The organism is Acidovorax sp. GBBC 1281 (assembly GCF_028473645.1).
Taxonomy (GTDB): domain Bacteria; phylum Pseudomonadota; class Gammaproteobacteria; order Burkholderiales; family Burkholderiaceae_C; genus Paracidovorax.
In genome coordinates, this window is sequence record NZ_CP097269.1 from 3,152,017 (window position 1) to 3,168,212 (window position 16,196).

Consider the following 16,196-nt stretch of genomic DNA (forward strand, 5'->3'; position numbering starts at 1 on the left):
TTCAAACTTACTCGGTGTGTGATGGTTGATCACTCCAACTTGAGTACCGGGTTCGGTGGCGGCACCGGCACGACCCAGCGGTCCGGTTCGGACAGCACGACGGCAGCGAGCCGCCCGACGCTGGCGCCGCCGCGGCCCACGACCTGGTAGCGCAGGATGTTCACGCGGCCCTTGCCCTGGCCCGACGTCATGCGGTGCCAGCCGGCCTTGATGAGCTCCCGTTGCACCTGCAGGCCCATGGCATCCGCTTGATCGGCGGGCCCGGTTTCACGGGCATAGAGCTTGAAGATCAACGGCGACACGAGCGCCATGCCTTCCTCCACGAAATGCACGGCGGCGCCGGTTTCGTTGTGCTTGATCTCCCGGCTGGCCAAGCCGTTTTGAAGCCAGCGCATGAAGGCGATGGCGACCTCGCTGGGCTCGACCTTGCGGGCGGCCGCTTCGTGGGGCAGCTCGGGCAGGTGCGGCGCCAAGACCACGGGCATGGGCTGAGTGCGCGCCGAAGTCTCAGGGGCCGAGCCGAACAGCGGACGCACGAAGCTGGCCTCGGGCCGCTGCGGGGGCGTGGCCGTCGATGGCGCCGTGTCACGCGGGGACGCCAGCGTCGGTGCCGCTGCGGGCACCTTCGACGTTGATGCATCCTTGGATTTGGGCGCGGGCTGTTCCGGTGCAGGCGCTGCAGGTGCTTGCTTGCCGTTCGGCGTTGGCGCATTCTTGGGCGCCGCCGGCGGTGGCCTGGATGGTGCTGCCGGCACGCCGGGCCGCACCGGCGCGGGCGCGGCGGTGCGCACGTCGTCGTCCTCGTCCAGCCATCCATCATCGACGTCGAAGCCATCGTCCTTGCCCCCGATGCGGATCACATCGTTCAAGGGCGGGAACGTGGGCTCTGGGCGTTGGGTTGCATTCGCCTGTGCAGGCGGTTTGGTTGCTACGGCAGCAGCTGGTGCTGGCGCAGTTGCCTGTGTGGCCGCTGCAGGATCTGCCGCAATCTCCTGCGCATTGCCGTTCGATGCAGGCTTGGGCTTTGGCCGGTTGAACGCCGGGGCCTTGAGCTGGTTCTCGTTGGGCTTTTGAGAAGTTGCCGCAGCCTTGGGCTTGTTGGGCTTTGATCCAGCTTCCGGCGTGTGGGATGCCGCAGGTTGGGGCGCTGGCGCGAGAGCTGCCGCATCCTTGTCGGGTTGCCTCGATGCACGCGCTGCATCAGCGCTTTCGGTGCCCTGCTGCACCGACACCTGCCCTGCCCCATCCTCCTGGTCGTCCTCTCCTGCTGCTTCATCCTTGCGCTTGTCCCGCACCACGATGCGGCCGGCCATCGGCTGGGGGTACTGGCTCGGATCGTCATAGAGCTTGGCCAGTGGAAACCTCAGCATGGTCAGCGAGTGGCTGTAACCTGCCGCAGCCATGTCCTGCGGCGTTGCGGCAGCTTCCTGTGGGCCTACTGCATTGCCTGCTTCATCCTGGGCCTGACCCTTCACCGTCACGTACCAGATCGCCTGGCCGCTGTGCGGATTCACCTCGATGCAGCCGTACTCCTGCCAGGTGTCGAACAGCCGGTCGTTCTTGGCCTCGCCCGGTACGGCTTCCTCGGGGGCATGGTCCTTGATCCAGGTGCGCACGCCATCGGCAAGGCGCTTGGCCACGAACCACATCGAGCCGTCATGCACCCAGCCCGCCGCGCCGGAACGGTTCAGCGGCAGCGCGGTGCCCGCGCGCAGCATGGCCTTCACCGCATTCATCAGCAGGTCGATGAGCGGGATCGCATTGCTGGTGGTGAACCGCGCCCGGCTGCCGTGCAGCAAAGCCCGCTGGGTCGATGCCTGATCGGCGCGGCCAACGATGCTCGCTACCAGCCCATCCTTCGTGCCCGAGAGGAAGCGGGTCAGCGCCTCCAGCGTCTGCGGCCGGCGAGCAAGAAACGTCACCGCCGTGGCCGGCGCGATCAGGCCCAGCAGCGTGACCGCCAGGCGCGAATGCGCGCCATAGTCCCTCGCGGATTTGGGGGCGAACTCCACGAGGTACTCTGCCGCCCTGCCCGGCTCGATCCGCGTCATCGGTCCCCCGATCGGATTCCACCGGGTGCGCTCCGTCGCCCCAGGCGTGCGCCACGTGACGCGCAGATCCGTCATCGGCTTGGCAATGTCGTGCAGCAGCGCGGAGAAGAACACCACGTAGGTCCACTCGTCGCGCTCCGCGTCGATCTGCTCGATGGGCGCGCCCTCGGGCAGGAAGTGCCCGTTGCGCCAGGTCATGGCAGCCAGGAGCATTTCCAGGGTGTGGGCCAGCAGCCCGCCCACATGCGCGTGGTGATGGGCCTCGGACGCCGGCATCAGCTGCACCATCTCTGCGTAGCGGTGGATCGCGGGCAGCAGATCGCGCTGCCACACGCTTTGCGCCAGGCGCGACTGGCGCCACATGTCCTGCATGGCCTTGTCCGCGTTCACGCACACCAGCAGCTCATCGGCGGGCAACAGGCGCAGCCACCCTTGCTCGGAGCCCTCAACGGCGATGCGCCGTGGCGCGGTAGGCGCGGCCACGGCAAGCGCCGCAGCGGGAAGGGGTGCACGAGCGGGCACGCCCAGCATTCGGCCTGCATCGCCCCAGCGGCTGCGAAGCCATTCGAGCGATCGCTTCATGCGGGTGCCAGCAGGTAGCGGGACAGTTGCTCCAGCCATGGCCTGGATGCCGGGCGGCTGTCATCGACGCACAGCCAGTCCTCGTCTCCATGCGGCATCTCGATGAAGTCCAGCCAGCACTGCTCCAGCGGACTCCACAAGCACGCGGATGCCTCGGGCCGATGCTCGTTGCCCCACCAGGCGCGCACGCGCACCAGGTCCAGGGTCAGCAGATCCTGCACGATGGCAAGCCGGCGGGCGTGGGCCACCCGAACATCCAAACTTGCGGCAGCTTCACCGGGGATGCGGCAGACATGCCGGAGCAACACGTCGCGAACGCAGATGTTGGGTGCTTGCCAGTCCTCCAGGTGGCGCTCCAGCCCGTCGTAGCGGCCCAGCCATTGCAGCAGCCTGGAAGTCCAGCCGGCCAGGCCCAGCGAGGACAGATGCTGCACGATCGAGTAGACCGCGTGGGCGTGATCGAGCGCATCGCGGCCGGAGTGCGGCCATCCCGCGTTGGGGGCGGGGTTGCTGTGCTGCGCCCTCAGTCGCGGTTGCCGCGCAGGAGTGGGCGGCGAGAATTCAGGGTCCAGTGCTTCTTCCATGATGGCGCAGCACTGTATTGACGGCGGGCCAGGCAGGCCAGCGAGAACCCTGCGCGACATGGCGGAGGGTTTACGCTTGCCGACCCAGCTCCGTTCTGCTATGCGATTAAAACCAAGAAAGGGAATCAATGCCGACCATGAAACAGTCGCCTGACATAAAGCAGCAGTTCGCTCAAACACTGCGACAGGCGATGGAAAACGCTGGCTATGCGCCCAAGCCCGCTGTGCTGCAGCGCGAGTTCAACAGCCGACACCCGGCCGACAAGCCGATCACGCTGCATGGCGTGCGCCGCTGGCTGATGGGAGAGACCATTCCCAGCTATCCCAAGCTGCAGGTGCTGTCCGATTGGTTGGGGGTGCCGGTGCACGAACTCATGCATGGGGCCAAAAGCCCTTCGATCCAACCATCCAAACCGCCACGCCCCATGGCAACTGACGATCGCATCGCGGTCGAGGCATTTCTCAATCTGCCAGCTGCTCCGCGACGCATTGCACGGGATGTGATACTCGCCATCGCCCGTGCGAACGAGGTCGGCAGAACCTCGTGATCGACCGGGTTCTACAAACTACAAAAGGGAGTTTTCTATGAGATTGAATCGTCTGGACTTGGCCGGCTTGTTGGGTGGTGCGATGCGTCCTGGGGCGGACATTGGTCCCGCCGACACGCAGTTGGAGGGCAGTTACCGGCGTGGCTATCAGCAAGCCATCGCCGAGGTGGCCGCGCAGATGCGCGCCGACCAGGACGTAACCCCGGAACTACTGGATGCCTGGGTGGAAGGCGTGCGCATGCAGTGGCGGCATGTCAGTCCCCTGCATCGCAAGATTCTTGCGCCGGCACTGATCGAGACCTGAAATCGGGACACCGCCGAAAGGCGGCATCGATATACTGGTGTTTCATACAGTCATTGGAGAGCGCCATGAACGCCATCGAAACCCGATACACGGTTGCCCTGCGCGACTGCCCCACCCTGCCTGCGAGCGAGCGCATTGCGGCTGAGGCCGCCTACGCCCGCTCACTGGAACGCCTGCTTGGTGGACCGGAGGGCGTCGTGGACACCCTCGCATCCGTGCAACGCATTCAGGAGCAGGAGGACGATGATGCTTCGCCCGAAGCCCGCACTCGGGCCCTGGCGACGATCAACCGTTGGGCGAAGGCGGCTGCGGCAGCGCGCCAGGCCGGCTTCGCTGAGTTGCAAGGCGAGGCCGAGGACGGCTACTTCGAGGTCCGGCTGGACTGACCACCGTGGACCAGATCGCCATCGCCATTCTGGGCGCAGCCGCCGCCTGGCTCTCGCAGTCCCGTGATCCAGCACAAGCGCGGTGGGCCTGCATCTTCGGGATGCTGGGCCAGCCCTTCTGGTTCTATGCCGCCTGGAAAGCCGATCAATGGGGCATCTTCGTGGTGTGCGTGCTGTATGCGATCGCCTGGATGCGGGGACTGTGGGTGCATTGGCTCTCGCCTCGGCTCACGACGGGCGTGGTGACGATCCAGATGGGAGCCTCTCACAACCCCATGTTTGACGAATCCGAATAGGGAGGAGTGGGCGCCAGTAGCCGTTTGAGCGTGATGAGGCCCAGCAACGGTCTGCGCCTGGGTGCATGAGGGGCCTTGCAGGCCCGGTGGCTCAGGCTTTCACCGTTTGCAGGCGCACTTGTGCCTTGCCAGTGGCGGGCTTGAAGAAAGCATCCACGCCCCGATGCAGGAACCAGGCCAGTCGCTTCATGTTGTAGCAGGCGGCCATCATCGTCATCCCCACCGTGGCGCGCGCCTGTCCGATGGTGCGCACGAACTTGCCCCCCAGGTGGCGGATACCGGCGAACACGTGCTCCACCTTGGCTCGTTTCTTTGCGATGCGCTGGTTGCGCCCCTTCTGGCATTCGCTCTGTGGTCGGCCCGCCTGCGCACGGCGCTGCATCGCATCCACGAATCCCAGCACTTTCAGCATCTGGCACCTTTGGCGGCTCGGGTAGGCTTTGTCCGCATGCACTGCCCGCCCGGTGTTGTGCATGTCCAGCACCTCATCGAAGTGGTGCCCGTCGTGCTCGCTGGCCGTGCCCGTGGCGAGGCGGCGGATGAAGCCGTGCTTGAGGTCCACGCTCACGCTGAGCTTGTAGCCGAAGTGGCTTTTGCCGTGCTTCTTCGTGTGCGTGGCCTCCACATCCTTTTGCCTGCGTCGCGCTTGGCTCCAGTCCGGCTGCCCGCCTTGTGCCAGCGTTCGCCGCTCCTGCTGGCCGATGTGCTGTCGGGGCGCGGGCACCAGCGTGGCATCAATGGCTTGCCCGCCCCGGGCGATGTAGCCGTGGCGCTGCAGTTGGGCATCCACCCCCTGGAACAAGGCCGTTGCCCCGCCCACGCCAAGGCGCTCGCCAAAGCGCCAGATCGTGTTGCGGTCCGGCACGTTCATCGCATCCTGCAACAGGCAAAACCGCTGGTAGCTCCCCCGGTCCAGCAACTGATACTCCATCTGCTCATCGGACAGGTTGTACAGCCGCTTCAACACCAGGATGCGCACCATCACCTCGGTGGGGTAGGCGGGCCGACCGCCCCGGCGGCCACCCCCGCGTTCGATCAAGGCATCCACCAGCCGGGCCAGTTCTGCGAAGTCGATGTGCCGCGCGATCACCTGCAGCGGATCGCCCACCTCATCTCTCTTGTGTTGGCGCGAGGCCTCAGCGAACAGGTCGAACTTCAGGGCGCTACGGGGAGTGATCATGGCAAAGGATGGAGCACGCATTCTCGATCAACAAGGGACCGGATGGGTTTTGAGAGGTTCCCAGATGGCTCCAGGGCGGGAGAGTTGATTGAGCAGCCATCCGACCAAAAATTTCCCTGTCGCTGTTCTTGTCTTGCAGTTGCTTTGTATATACAATGTAGATACTCAATTGCATGGGGTGAAACTATGAAATTAAGCATTCAGAAATGGGGCAATAGCGCGGCGCTTCGTCTACCGGTCGGTATGCTCTCCGCACTTGGGGCAAAGGTTGGGGATGCGTTTGAGGTCGATTTATCTGCCGGCCAAGTGCTCTTGCGAGTGGCCAAGCCACGTTATAAATTGGCTGATCTACTTGCAGAGATGCCAGAGCAACTTCCCCGTGTGGAAGGCTGGGACGCGATGACAGCGGTAGGTCTTGAGGTGATGTGATGTTTATCCCGAATCGTGGTGACATCGTGCACCTTGAATTTGACCCCGCATCAGGTAAAGAGATGAAGGGCAAGCACTACGCCTTGGTGCTCAGCTCTAAAGAATTCAATCGTCGAGGACTGGCGATGGTTTGCCCGATTAGTCAGGGAGCAGCTGAGTCGGCTAGGACCCACGGGACTTTGGTCTCATTGATGAATACAGGCACGGATACGCAGGGAACTGTGCATTGTCATCAGTTGAAATCGCTAGATTGGAAGGAGCGTCGCTTCAAACATAAAGAGACTGTTCCTGACGAGGTTATGGATGAGGTCAATGCCCGAGTGAGTGCAATTTTGTTTGATTAAAAATAAAATAAATTCGTACACTGAATCAGGTTACTCCACCCCTTTGGCCCGCCCCGTGCGGGCTTTTCTCTTTCTGCTGCGACAGTGCTGCTTGGCCAGAGCTGAGGCAGGTCCCGACGCTTGGCGCTGAGGCAATTCGACGGTTGCCCGATCAGCCGGCGATAGGCTGACCCACCTCTACGGAATATGGCTGAAATTCGCACATGTTGTATGTAGTATTTCGGCGCTGTTGCACAAATCGAATTGCAGACGGCATGACCCCAACCCCAGACGGACCTATGCCACAGGGCTTTGTTGCACAAATCGCGATGCTGATGCCCGTAGACTGACTGCGTGACAGAGACGAAGAACAGGCAGCGGAGCAAGTACCGCACGACGAACTGGAAGGCGTACAACGCGGCGCTGAAAGCGCGAGGCTCGTTGACGATGTGGCTAGTGTCCTGTCCCGTTAATTCGCCCGCATAGTCTGGCGAGTTTTTCGAGGATGGAGTCTGCTGTAGCTGTCCAAGTAAACGGCTGGCAGGACTGGTTGTAATTCGCGATGAATGTGTCGATCTTGTTGATCAGATCCTTCACGCTGGTGAACGAGCCACGGCGGATTGCCCGCGTGGTGATGATCGAGAAGAAGCGCTCGACCTGATTGAGCCAGCTTGAATAGGTCGGAACGAAGTGCATGTGCCAGCGAGGCCGCTCGGCCAACCAAGCGCGCACCTTTGGATGCTTGTGGCTGGCGTAGTTATCAGCTATGCAGTGCACATCCAGTTCGTCGGGCACTGCCTTGTCGATGGCGCGCAGGAAGGCAAGGAACTCTTGATGACGATGCCGGGGCCGGCACTGCGCGATCACTTGGCCATTCATCACGTTCAGGGCCGCGAACAAGGTGGTGGTGCCGTGGCGCACGTAGTCGTGCGTGACACCTTCGACATAGCCAAACCCCATTGGCAGCATCGGCTGCGTACGCTCCAAAGCTTGGCATTGGCTCTTCTCGTCCACGCACAGCACCAGCGCGTTGTCAGGTGGGTTCAGGTACAGCCCCACAACGTCGCGCAGCTTCTCGATGAACAGCGGATCGGTCGACAGCTTGAAGCTGTCGGCCCGGTGCGGCTTGAGGTTGAAGGTCTGCAGATAGCGCGCCACCGTGCTCTTGCTGATGCCCGTATCGGCGGCCAGCGTGCGGGTGCTCCAGTGGGTACCCCCATCAGCAGGCTTGGTGTGCAACGTCTTGGTAATCAACTCAGCAACACGCTCGTCATCTACCGTGCGGGGGCGACCCGGGCGCAACTCGTCGTAAAGCCCTGCAATGCGATGGCGCGCATAGCGCCCGCGCCACTTGGTGACAGTGCTACGACTGATCCCCAGAGCCTGCGCAACCGCGGTGCTGGCTTTATCTGTGCCTTCGCAAGTCAGCACGATGCGCGCCCTGAGCGACAACGCCGCTGGCAGCGAACGTGATCGCGCCATGGACGTCAGTTCCGCGCGCTCCACTTCACTAAGCGCAATTTCTGTTCGGGTCGTTGCATTGGGCATGGCGGCACCTCAAGGATGGCCCGAAACCATGCAGCTATCGTGCCTGCGAATTAACGGGACAGGACACTAGATGAGGGCATGCAGTGGTTTGGCACGCCGACCGGCAGGCGTGGACGCAGCCGAACCTTCTCGGACGCAGCAATCCAGTTCTGCCTGAGCATCAAGTGCCTGTTCGGCCAGCCCTTGCGACAGGCGCTGGGCATGGTGCAGAGCCTGCTGCGGCTGGCAAAGCTGGACTGGCCGGTACCTGACTTCAGCACTGTTTGCCGGCGCCAAAAGACCTTGCAGGTCGAACTGAGCTACCAGCGAACCAACTCGCCGCTGCAGTTGCTGGTGGACAGCACCGGCATCAAGTTCCTGGGCGAAGGAGAGTGGAAACGCAAGAAGCATGGTGCTGAATACCGGCGCGAATGGCGCAAGGTCCATCTGGGCATCGACGCGCAGACGCTGGAAATACGCGCCATCGAGGTGACCAGCAACGCCATTGGGGATGCGCCGATGTTGCCCGGGTTGCTGGCTCAGATTCCCACTGACGAATCCATCGAAAGCGTCAGTGCCGATGGCGCCTACGACACGCGCGCCTGCCTGGACGCCATTGCCGAGCGGCACGCGATGGCGGTGATCCCGCCCCGCAAGAACGCCAGCCATTGGAAGAAGTCGAGTCCGGGCTCGGCGCATCGTAATGAGGCCATTCGGGCGTGCCAGCGCCTGGGTCGCGGCATTTGGAAGAAGTGGAGCGGCTACCACCGGCGCAGCCTTGTGGAGACGAAGATGCACTGCTTCAAGCGACTGGGCGAACGGGTGATCGCGCGCACGTTCGACCGCCAGGTTGTGGAGCTGCATGTCCGCGTGGCCTTGCTCAATCGGTTCAGTCAGATCGGCCGTCCTCACACCGTGTCGGTGACTGCTGTGGCATAGGTCCGTCTGGGGTTGGGGTCATGCCGTCTGCAATTCGATTTGTGCAACAGCGCCCCGGCGATTCGCCGATTTGTTCATTGCCTGATATCGAGGGAATACATTCTTATACATGTCAAAAAGTTTTTTCCTATCGCCCTGCGCCATTCTCCAAAGTCGCTGAGGAAAAATCGTAAATGCGACATCTTCAATATTTCGTTTTCCCTTGATGGGGCGCTGTTGCACAAATCGAATTGCAGACGGCATGACCCCAACCCCAGACGGACCTATGCCACAGCAGTCACCGACACGGTGTGAGGACGGCCGATCTGACTGAACCGATTGAGCAAGGCCACGCGGACATGCAGCTCCACAACCTGGCGGTCGAACGTGCGCGCGATCACCCGTTCGCCCAGTCGCTTGAAGCAGTGCATCTTCGTCTCCACAAGGCTGCGCCGGTGGTAGCCGCTCCACTTCTTCCAAATGCCGCGACCCAGGCGCTGGCACGCCCGAATGGCCTCATTACGATGCGCCGAGCCCGGACTCGACTTCTTCCAATGGCTGGCGTTCTTGCGGGGCGGGATCACCGCCATCGCGTGCCGCTCGGCAATGGCGTCCAGGCAGGCGCGCGTGTCGTAGGCGCCATCGGCACTGACGCTTTCGATGGATTCGTCAGTGGGAATCTGAGCCAGCAACCCGGGCAACATCGGCGCATCCCCAATGGCGTTGCTGGTCACCTCGATGGCGCGTATTTCCAGCGTCTGCGCGTCGATGCTCAGATGGACCTTGCGCCATTCGCGCCGGTATTCAGCACCATGCTTCTTGCGTTTCCACTCTCCTTCGCCCAGGAACTTGATGCCGGTGCTGTCCACCAGCAACTGCAGCGGCGAGTTGGTTCGCTGGTAGCTCAGTTCGACCTGCAAGGTCTTTTGGCGCCGGCAAACAGTGCTGAAGTCAGGTACCGGCCAGTCCAGCTTTGCCAGCCGCAGCAGGCTCTGCACCATGCCCAGCGCCTGTCGCAAGGGCTGGCCGAACAGGCACTTGATGCTCAGGCAGAACTGGATTGCTGCGTCCGAGAAGGTTCGGCTGCGTCCACGCCTGCCGGTCGGCGTGCCAAACCACTGCATGCCCTCATCTAGCCACATCGTCAACGAGCCTCGCGCTTTCAGCGCCGCGTTGTACGCCTTCCAGTTCGTCGTGCGGTACTTGCTCCGCTGCCTGTTCTTCGTCTCTGTCACGCAGTCAGTCTACGGGCATCAGCATCGCGATTTGTGCAACAAAGCCCCTCTGGGGCTTCCAACATCTTCCGGATGATTTGTCGGTTTTCATCCGGCGGTTGGCTCAGCCGCTGGGCATGGGCCATCGAAACCAATGCCAGGAAGAAGATGGCAGATGCCCATCGCGTCAAACGCATCGCCAAGGCTAGCCATTGAGGCGTGGGAGAGGGGCTCGATGCATGTTCCGCCTCGCCCCGTACCCGCCTCGGTCGGGCGCGCGTTGCAAGATTTCGCGGGCCCTGTAATGCACTGCTGCGTTGGGTCTTGCGGCCATGATTGGTATGCATCCCTGGGCACGCCCTTCTGGACTTGTTCATCCCCGAGACCAAGACCTGTGGGTTGCCGACGTGCACGCACGTGGCCGCGCCTTCTGCGCTCATTGAAACCTCCCCGTTTCATCTTTTTTGTTGGGGCGGATGTTAAAGGCAGAGCGGCCGGCGCGGGCCAAAAATGCATGCCAAATATTAACTATTTGTTAACCACCGATCCGCGTGTTGTCCACGATGGTTTTGAGTGGCTTTTGTCGCGCGAATGCCCGCGGGTATCCTCCATCGGCCGGAGGAGCCCTCAGCAGAACAGGGTGGCGGGTTGCGTCAAAAGCGACCCCAGCCCGCCCCCTCACACCTCCAGCCACTCCTTACGCACATAACTGTTCTCGCGCAGGCCCTGCGGTGTGCCCTCGAAAACGATGCTCCCATGGCCCATCACCAGCGCGCGATCGGAGATGGTCATGGCGATGGTGAGCTTTTGCTCGATGAGCAGCACCGAGATGCCGCGCGCCTTGATCGCCATGAGGTACTGCCCCACCAGTTCCACGATCTTGGGCGCGAGGCCTTCGGTGGGCTCGTCGATGATGATGAGGTCGGGGTCGCCCATGAGGGTGCGGCACAGGGTGAGCATCTGTTGCTCGCCACCCGACATGACGCCGGCTTCGGTGTGCTGGCGCTCCTTCAGACGCGGGAACATGCCGTACATGTCGTCGAAGCTCCAGCGGCTGCCTTTGCCCTTGCCCTTCTGGCCCAGCAGCAGGTTCTGGTGCACGGTCAGGTTGGGAAAGATGTCGCGGCTTTCGGGCACGTAGCCCAGGCCCAGGTGCGCGATCTCGTAGGCTTTTTTTCCATCCAGGCGCTGGCCCTTCCATTCGAGCGTGCCCTCCCAGTCCACCAGGCCCATGATGGCCTTGGCAGTGGTGGAGCGGCCCGAGCCGTTGCGCCCCAGCAGTGCGACGATCTCGCCCGGCTGCACGCCGAACGAGACGCCGTGCAGCACGTGGCTCTTGCCGTAGTAGGCGTGCAGGTTGTCAACCTTGAGCATGGTTCAGTGTCCTTCCGCCTGCTGCGCTGCCGCCACGGCCGAGCCGAGGTAGGCCTCCTGCACGCGCGGGTTGGCGCGCACGGCCTCGGGGGTGTCGAAGGCGATCACCTCGCCGTAGACCACCACGGCGATCTTGTCGGCCAGGCCGAACACCACGCCCATGTCGTGCTCCACGGTGAGCAGCGTGCGGCCCACTGTCACTTCCTTGATGAGGCGGATGAAGCGCGCGGTCTCGCTCTTGCTCATGCCGGCGGTGGGCTCGTCCAGCAGGATGACGTTGGCGCCCCCGGCGATGGTGATGCCGATCTCCAGCGCGCGCTGCTCGGCGTAGGTGAGGTTCATGGCCAGCGTGTCGCGCTTCTTGTCCAGGCGGATCTGTTCCATGAGTTGTGTGGCGCGCTCGTTGGCATCGTGCAGGCGCGAGAGAAAGCGCAGGAAGGTGTAGCGGTAGCCCAGGCTCCACAGCACGCCGCAGCGCAGGTTCTCGAACACGCTGAGCTTGGGGAAGATGTTGGTGATCTGGAAGCTGCGCGACAGCCCCATGCGGTTGATCTCGTACGGCGCCTTGCCGTCGATGCGCTGGCCGTTCAGCAGCACCTGGCCGCTGGTGGCGCCGAAGCGTCCGCTGATGAGGTTGAACAGCGTCGACTTGCCGGCGCCGTTGGGGCCGATGATGGCCACGCGCTCGCCCGGGGCCACGCACAGGTTGGCGCCGCGGATGATCTCGGTCTTGCCGAAGCGCTTGTGCAGGTCGCGCAGTTCCAGCGCGTAGGGGGTGTTGACGGGGGTCACGCTCATGCGGCCTCCCCCCGCTTGATGTCCTGCTCGATGGCTTCCTGGATGGCGCCCCATTGCTGCAGGAACTGGCGCCGCACGGTCTCGAACAGGCCGAGGCCCACCAGCAGCACGAAGCCCGCCCCAAACCAGCTGGACAGGGCCCGCGCGTTCAGCGTGGCGCCGAGAAAGTTCATCTGCGGCCCGAGCGCCGAATTGAGCTGCAGGTGGTAGGTCATCTCCACCATGCAGGCCGCGCCCAACACCGCCACCAGGGCCGTGCCGCCCAGGGCCAGGTACGACACCCACAGCGTGCGCAGCCGGCCGTATTTGGCCACGCGCAGGTTCATCATGATCAGGCTGGCGATGCCGCCGGGCGCATACATCACCATGAACAGGAACACGAGGCCCAGGTACAGCAGCCAGGCCTTGGACAGCTCGGACAGCAGCACCGAGGCGAACACCAGCAGCACCGCGCCGATGATGGGCCCGAAGAAGAAGGTGGCCCCGCCCAGGAAGGTGAACAGCAGGTAGCCGCCCGAGCGCAGCACGCTCACGCTGTCGGCGCCGGTGACGATCTCGAAGTTGATCGCCGCCAGCCCCCCGCCCACGCCCGCGAAGAAGCCCGCGATGATGAAGGCGAAGTAGCGCACACGCTGCGTGTTGTAGCCGATGAATTCCACCCGCTCGGGGTTGTCGCGCACAGCGTTCAGGATGCGGCCCAGCGGCGTGCCGGTGAAGGCGAACATGAGCGCGGTGCACACGAAGCAGTAGGCCGCGATCAGGTAGTACACCTGGATGGCCGGGCCGAAGGTGATGCCCATGAACCCCTTGCCGTAAACGCGGTCGGTCGTGATGCCGCCCTCCCCGCCGAAGAACTCGGGGAACATCAGCGCCATGGACGCCACCAGCTCGCCGATGCCCAGGGTGATCATGGCGAAGGTGGTGCCCGACTTCTTGGTGGTGACGAAGCCCAGCAGCACCGCAAAGAACAGCCCCGCCAGCCCACCCACGAGCGGGATGAACACCAGCGGAATGGGCACCGCGCCCTTGCCGGCCAGGTTCATCGCGTGGATGGCGATGAACGAGCCCAGACCGGTGTACACGGCATGGCCGAAGCTGAGCATGCCGCCCTGCCCCAGCAGCATGTTGTACGAGAGGCAGATGACGATGAGGTAGCCGATCTGCGACAGCATGGTGAGCGCCAGGCTGCTGGTGAACAGCATGGGCGCCACGATGAGCGCGGCCGCGAACAGGCCCCAGATGACGATGCGCCCGATGTTGAGCGGTTTGAACCGGTAGGCCGGCGGCGAGGAGGTGTAGGAGCGCATGGGTTCAGTCCTCCCGCGTGCCGAGCAGGCCCTTGGGCCGGAAGATGAGGATCAGCACCAGCAGCAGGTACGGCAGGATGGGCGCCACCTGCGACACGGTGAGCTTGAGCAGCGGCCAGCCGAAGGTCTGCTCGGTCACCGCCATGCCGGCCGCGCGCAGCGCATGCGCCAGCGAATAGTCCAGCGCCACCGCGAAGGTCTGCAGCACGCCGATCAGCAGCGAGGCAAGGAAAGCCCCGGCCAGCGACCCCATGCCCCCCACGACGACGACGACGAAGATGATCGAGCCCACCGAAGCGGCCATGGCCGGCTCGGTGACGTAGGTGTTGCCGCCGATCACGCCCGCCAGCCCGGCGAGCGCGCAGCCGCCGCCGAGCACCAGCATGAACACGCGCGGCACGTTGTGGCCCAGCGCCTCGACCATGTCGGGGTGCTTGAGCGCGGCCTGGATCACCAGGCCGATGCGCGTGCGGGTGAGCAGCAGCCACACGGACAGCAGCATCAGCAGCGCCACCAGCATCACGAACGACCGCGACTTCGGGAACTGCGTGCCGTACAGCGTGAAAAGCGGTCCCTGCAACTGCGCGGGCAGGCCGTAGGGCACGGTGGAGCGGCCCCACACCAGCTGCACCACCTCCAGCACCAGGTACGACAGGCCGAAGGTCACCAGCAGCTCGGGCACGTGGCCGTACTGGTGCACGCGGCGCAGCGCGTAGCGCTCGAACGCCGCACCGAGCGCGCCCACCAGCAGCGGCGCCACGAACAGCGCCACCCAGAAGCCGACCAGGCCGGACAAGGTGTAGGCGATGTAGGCCCCCAGCATGTAGAAGCTGGTGTGTGCGAAGTTGAGCACGCCCATCATGCTGAAGATGAGGGTGAGCCCCGAACTGAGCATGAACAGCAGCAGCCCGTAGCTGACGCCGTTGAGCAGCGAGATCACGAAAAACTCAAGATTCATCGAAGAACAGCGCCCGCACGGTTAAAAAAAGAGCCCGAGGAACCCCGGGCCCAAGGTCTCACAGCAATGAAATCGGATGCCCGGATCAGGAGGGCCGCTTCATCTGGCACGAGGTGGGCGTGCTGGCCACGTAGGGCTCGTAGTACTTCACCGGCACGAAGGTGTAGCCGGTATTTTCCGCGTCATTGGGGTACTTGCCGCCGGCCTTCTCCCACTTGGAGACGAACAGGCCCTGCTGTAGCTGGTGGTCGCTCTTGCGCATCTCGACCTCGCCGTTGAAGCTGTTGAACTTCATGCCCTCCAGCATGGGGGCCACCTTCACCGGGTCGGTGGACTTGGCCTTCACGAAGGCGGCATCCAGCATGGCGAAGGCGTGGTACACGGCACCGGTGTACATGTCGTCGTTGAACTTCTTCTTGTATTCGGTGACCACGCGGCCGATGTCGCCGGGCAGGTTCAGGTGGTTGTACGACACCATGTACACGCGCCCCGCTGCCGCCGCGCCCATGGCCGTGGGGCTGCCCGTCACGCCGCCGTAGTAGGTGTAGAAGTTGACGTTGGCCAGCCCCGCATCGTTGGCGGCCTTGATGAGCAGGGCCAGGTCCGAGCCCCAGTTGCCGGTGATCACGCTGTCGGCGCCGGACTGCTTGATCTTGGCGATGTAGGGCGCGAAATCGCGCACCTGGGCCAGCGGATGCAGGTCGTCGCCCACGATCTGCACGTCGGGCCGCTTGCGCGCCAGGTTCTCCTTGGCGAACTTGGAGACCTGCTGGCCGTGCGAGTAGTTCTGGTTGATGAGGTACACCTTCTTGACCTCGGGCAGGTCCTTCATGAAGGTGGTCATGGCCTCCATCTTCATCGAGGTGTCGGCATCCAGGCGGAAGTGCCAGTAGCTGCACTTGCTGTTGGTGAGGTCGGGGTCCACGGCGGCGTAGTTGAGGTACATGACCTCCTTGCCGGGGTTGCGCGCGTTGTGCTTTTCCAGCGCGTCGATGATGGCCAGGGCGGGGCCCGAGCCGTTGCCCTGCACCACGTAGCGTGCGCCCTGGTCCATGGCCGAGCGCAGGGCGCTGGTGGTTTCCTGCGGGCTGAGCTTGTTGTCGATGCCGATGATCTCGAACTTCACGCCCGCCGCGTTCTTCTTGTTGAACTCCTCCGAGAGGAACTGGAAGCTCTTGAGCTGGTTGGTCCCCACCGCCGCCATGAGGCCGGACAGCGGGTCGAGCCAGGCGATCTTCACCGTATCGCCCTTTTGAGCGAACGCGCCGCCAGCGCTCACCAGGATTGCGGATGCAGCTACAGCCTTGATAGCAAATCTCATCGCTTGTCTCCTCTTGGGTTCTTGAATGGAACAGGGCGCAGCGTAAGGCACGCCACAGAGGAGATGCTCAGGGATTCACCCTATCCGCTATCCCGC

17 protein-coding genes and 2 pseudogenes are annotated in these 16,196 nt (G+C 63.4%); 8 read left to right on the plus strand and 11 right to left on the minus strand.

The window, feature by feature from the left end; all coding sequences use genetic code 11:
* Window positions 1-29: 29 nt before the first annotated feature.
* Together mobH and M5C96_RS14725 are read right to left on the minus strand one after the other, a co-directional pair.
* The gene (mobH, locus tag M5C96_RS14720) at window positions 30-2,633 is read right to left on the minus strand and encodes a MobH family relaxase (RefSeq protein ID WP_272563906.1); all 2,604 of its coding nucleotides are present in this window, start codon (window positions 2,631-2,633) and stop codon (window positions 30-32) included.
* A complete protein-coding gene (locus tag M5C96_RS14725; protein WP_272563907.1) occupies window positions 2,630-3,217 on the minus strand; it encodes a hypothetical protein in 588 nt (195 codons plus the stop codon). Before M5C96_RS14725 ends, mobH begins: the two co-directional genes overlap by 4 nt.
* Before the next feature lie 128 nt (window positions 3,218-3,345).
* Between M5C96_RS14725 and M5C96_RS14730 the strand changes: the two genes are divergently transcribed.
* The 4 genes from M5C96_RS14730 (at window position 3,346) to M5C96_RS14745 (ending at window position 4,751) form a co-directional block, all read left to right on the plus strand.
* Complete coding sequence (locus M5C96_RS14730) at window positions 3,346-3,765, plus strand: XRE family transcriptional regulator (RefSeq protein ID WP_272563908.1); 420 nt, start codon at window positions 3,346-3,348, stop codon at window positions 3,763-3,765.
* Between the two features lie 37 nt (window positions 3,766-3,802).
* On the plus strand, window positions 3,803-4,069 hold the full coding sequence (locus tag M5C96_RS14735) for a hypothetical protein (RefSeq protein WP_272563909.1): 267 nt from the start codon (window positions 3,803-3,805) through the stop codon (window positions 4,067-4,069).
* A gap of 65 nt (window positions 4,070-4,134) precedes the next feature.
* Window positions 4,135-4,455 (plus strand): hypothetical protein, encoded by a 321-nt coding sequence (locus M5C96_RS14740; RefSeq protein ID WP_272563910.1) that lies wholly within the window; start codon window positions 4,135-4,137, stop codon window positions 4,453-4,455.
* Between the two features lie 5 nt (window positions 4,456-4,460).
* Window positions 4,461-4,751: a hypothetical protein gene (locus M5C96_RS14745; protein ID WP_272563911.1), complete on the plus strand. Its 291-nt coding sequence runs from the start codon at window positions 4,461-4,463 to the stop codon at window positions 4,749-4,751.
* A 91-nt stretch (window positions 4,752-4,842) separates the two neighbouring features.
* Here M5C96_RS14745 and M5C96_RS14750 read toward each other — a convergent pair whose 3' ends face one another.
* Complete coding sequence (locus tag M5C96_RS14750; protein WP_272569564.1) at window positions 4,843-5,928, minus strand: IS5 family transposase; 1,086 nt, start codon at window positions 5,926-5,928, stop codon at window positions 4,843-4,845.
* A gap of 189 nt (window positions 5,929-6,117) precedes the next feature.
* Between M5C96_RS14750 and M5C96_RS14755 the strand changes: the two genes are divergently transcribed.
* The 3 genes and pseudogenes from M5C96_RS14755 to M5C96_RS14765 form a co-directional block, all read left to right on the plus strand.
* Window positions 6,118-6,360, plus strand: coding sequence for an AbrB/MazE/SpoVT family DNA-binding domain-containing protein (locus M5C96_RS14755; protein WP_272563912.1), 243 nt, complete (start codon window positions 6,118-6,120; stop codon window positions 6,358-6,360).
* Window positions 6,360-6,704, plus strand: a complete 345-nt coding sequence (locus M5C96_RS14760; RefSeq protein WP_272563913.1) for a type II toxin-antitoxin system PemK/MazF family toxin — start codon at window positions 6,360-6,362, stop codon at window positions 6,702-6,704. Before M5C96_RS14755 ends, M5C96_RS14760 begins: the two co-directional genes overlap by 1 nt.
* A 333-nt stretch (window positions 6,705-7,037) precedes the next feature.
* A pseudogene (locus tag M5C96_RS14765) lies at window positions 7,038-7,139 on the plus strand (IS5/IS1182 family transposase); the annotation flags it as partial.
* On the opposite strand, the gene M5C96_RS14770 reads toward M5C96_RS14765, so the two are convergent.
* Window positions 7,137-8,231 carry an IS630 family transposase gene (locus M5C96_RS14770; RefSeq protein ID WP_272563777.1) on the minus strand — a complete coding sequence of 365 codons (1,095 nt, stop codon included), beginning with the start codon at window positions 8,229-8,231 and terminating at the stop codon, window positions 7,137-7,139. The pseudogene M5C96_RS14765 and the gene M5C96_RS14770 sit on opposite strands and share 3 nt — an antisense overlap.
* A 66-nt stretch (window positions 8,232-8,297) precedes the next feature.
* Between M5C96_RS14770 and M5C96_RS14775 the strand changes: the two are divergent.
* Window positions 8,298-9,149: pseudogene (locus M5C96_RS14775) on the plus strand (IS5 family transposase); the annotation flags it as partial.
* Between the two features lie 18 nt (window positions 9,150-9,167).
* Here M5C96_RS14775 and M5C96_RS14780 read toward each other — a convergent pair.
* The 7 genes from M5C96_RS14780 to M5C96_RS14810 form a co-directional block, all read right to left on the minus strand.
* Window positions 9,168-9,371, minus strand: coding sequence for a hypothetical protein (locus tag M5C96_RS14780; protein WP_272563914.1), 204 nt, complete (start codon window positions 9,369-9,371; stop codon window positions 9,168-9,170).
* A 41-nt stretch (window positions 9,372-9,412) separates the two neighbouring features.
* Window positions 9,413-10,363 carry an IS5 family transposase gene (locus tag M5C96_RS14785; RefSeq protein WP_272563915.1) on the minus strand — a complete coding sequence of 317 codons (951 nt, stop codon included), beginning with the start codon at window positions 10,361-10,363 and terminating at the stop codon, window positions 9,413-9,415.
* A 657-nt stretch (window positions 10,364-11,020) separates the two neighbouring features.
* Window positions 11,021-11,716: an ABC transporter ATP-binding protein gene (locus M5C96_RS14790; protein WP_272563916.1), complete on the minus strand. Its 696-nt coding sequence runs from the start codon at window positions 11,714-11,716 to the stop codon at window positions 11,021-11,023.
* A 3-nt stretch (window positions 11,717-11,719) separates the two neighbouring features.
* Window positions 11,720-12,514 (minus strand): ABC transporter ATP-binding protein, encoded by a 795-nt coding sequence (locus M5C96_RS14795; RefSeq protein WP_272563917.1) that lies wholly within the window; start codon window positions 12,512-12,514, stop codon window positions 11,720-11,722.
* Complete coding sequence (locus tag M5C96_RS14800) at window positions 12,511-13,821, minus strand: branched-chain amino acid ABC transporter permease (RefSeq protein ID WP_272563918.1); 1,311 nt, start codon at window positions 13,819-13,821, stop codon at window positions 12,511-12,513. The genes M5C96_RS14795 and M5C96_RS14800 overlap by 4 nt, the downstream gene beginning before the upstream one ends.
* 4 nt (window positions 13,822-13,825) lie before the next feature.
* Window positions 13,826-14,779, minus strand: coding sequence for a branched-chain amino acid ABC transporter permease (locus M5C96_RS14805; protein WP_272563919.1), 954 nt, complete (start codon window positions 14,777-14,779; stop codon window positions 13,826-13,828).
* Between the two features lie 85 nt (window positions 14,780-14,864).
* On the minus strand, window positions 14,865-16,100 hold the full coding sequence (locus M5C96_RS14810) for a branched-chain amino acid ABC transporter substrate-binding protein (RefSeq protein ID WP_272563920.1): 1,236 nt from the start codon (window positions 16,098-16,100) through the stop codon (window positions 14,865-14,867).
* Between the last annotated feature and the right edge of the window lie 96 nt (window positions 16,101-16,196).

Excerpts from the sequence above, each read along its gene's own strand:
- mobH (WP_272563906.1), bottom strand. The coding sequence starts at position 2,633 with ATGAAGCGATCGCTCGAATGGCTTCGCAGCCGCTGGGGCGATGCAGGC.
- M5C96_RS14725 (WP_272563907.1), bottom strand. The coding sequence starts at position 3,217 with ATGGAAGAAGCACTGGACCCTGAATTCTCGCCGCCCACTCCTGCGCGG.
- M5C96_RS14730 (WP_272563908.1), top strand. The coding sequence starts at position 3,346 with ATGCCGACCATGAAACAGTCGCCTGACATAAAGCAGCAGTTCGCTCAA.
- M5C96_RS14735 (WP_272563909.1), top strand. The coding sequence starts at position 3,803 with ATGAGATTGAATCGTCTGGACTTGGCCGGCTTGTTGGGTGGTGCGATG.
- M5C96_RS14740 (WP_272563910.1), top strand. The coding sequence starts at position 4,135 with ATGAACGCCATCGAAACCCGATACACGGTTGCCCTGCGCGACTGCCCC.
- M5C96_RS14755 (WP_272563912.1), top strand. The coding sequence starts at position 6,118 with ATGAAATTAAGCATTCAGAAATGGGGCAATAGCGCGGCGCTTCGTCTA.
- M5C96_RS14760 (WP_272563913.1), top strand. The coding sequence starts at position 6,360 with ATGTTTATCCCGAATCGTGGTGACATCGTGCACCTTGAATTTGACCCC.
- M5C96_RS14770 (WP_272563777.1), bottom strand. The coding sequence starts at position 8,231 with ATGCCCAATGCAACGACCCGAACAGAAATTGCGCTTAGTGAAGTGGAG.
- M5C96_RS14790 (WP_272563916.1), bottom strand. The coding sequence starts at position 11,716 with ATGCTCAAGGTTGACAACCTGCACGCCTACTACGGCAAGAGCCACGTG.
- M5C96_RS14795 (WP_272563917.1), bottom strand. The coding sequence starts at position 12,514 with ATGAGCGTGACCCCCGTCAACACCCCCTACGCGCTGGAACTGCGCGAC.
- M5C96_RS14800 (WP_272563918.1), bottom strand. The coding sequence starts at position 13,821 with ATGCGCTCCTACACCTCCTCGCCGCCGGCCTACCGGTTCAAACCGCTC.
- M5C96_RS14805 (WP_272563919.1), bottom strand. The coding sequence starts at position 14,779 with ATGAATCTTGAGTTTTTCGTGATCTCGCTGCTCAACGGCGTCAGCTAC.
- M5C96_RS14810 (WP_272563920.1), bottom strand. The coding sequence starts at position 16,100 with ATGAGATTTGCTATCAAGGCTGTAGCTGCATCCGCAATCCTGGTGAGC.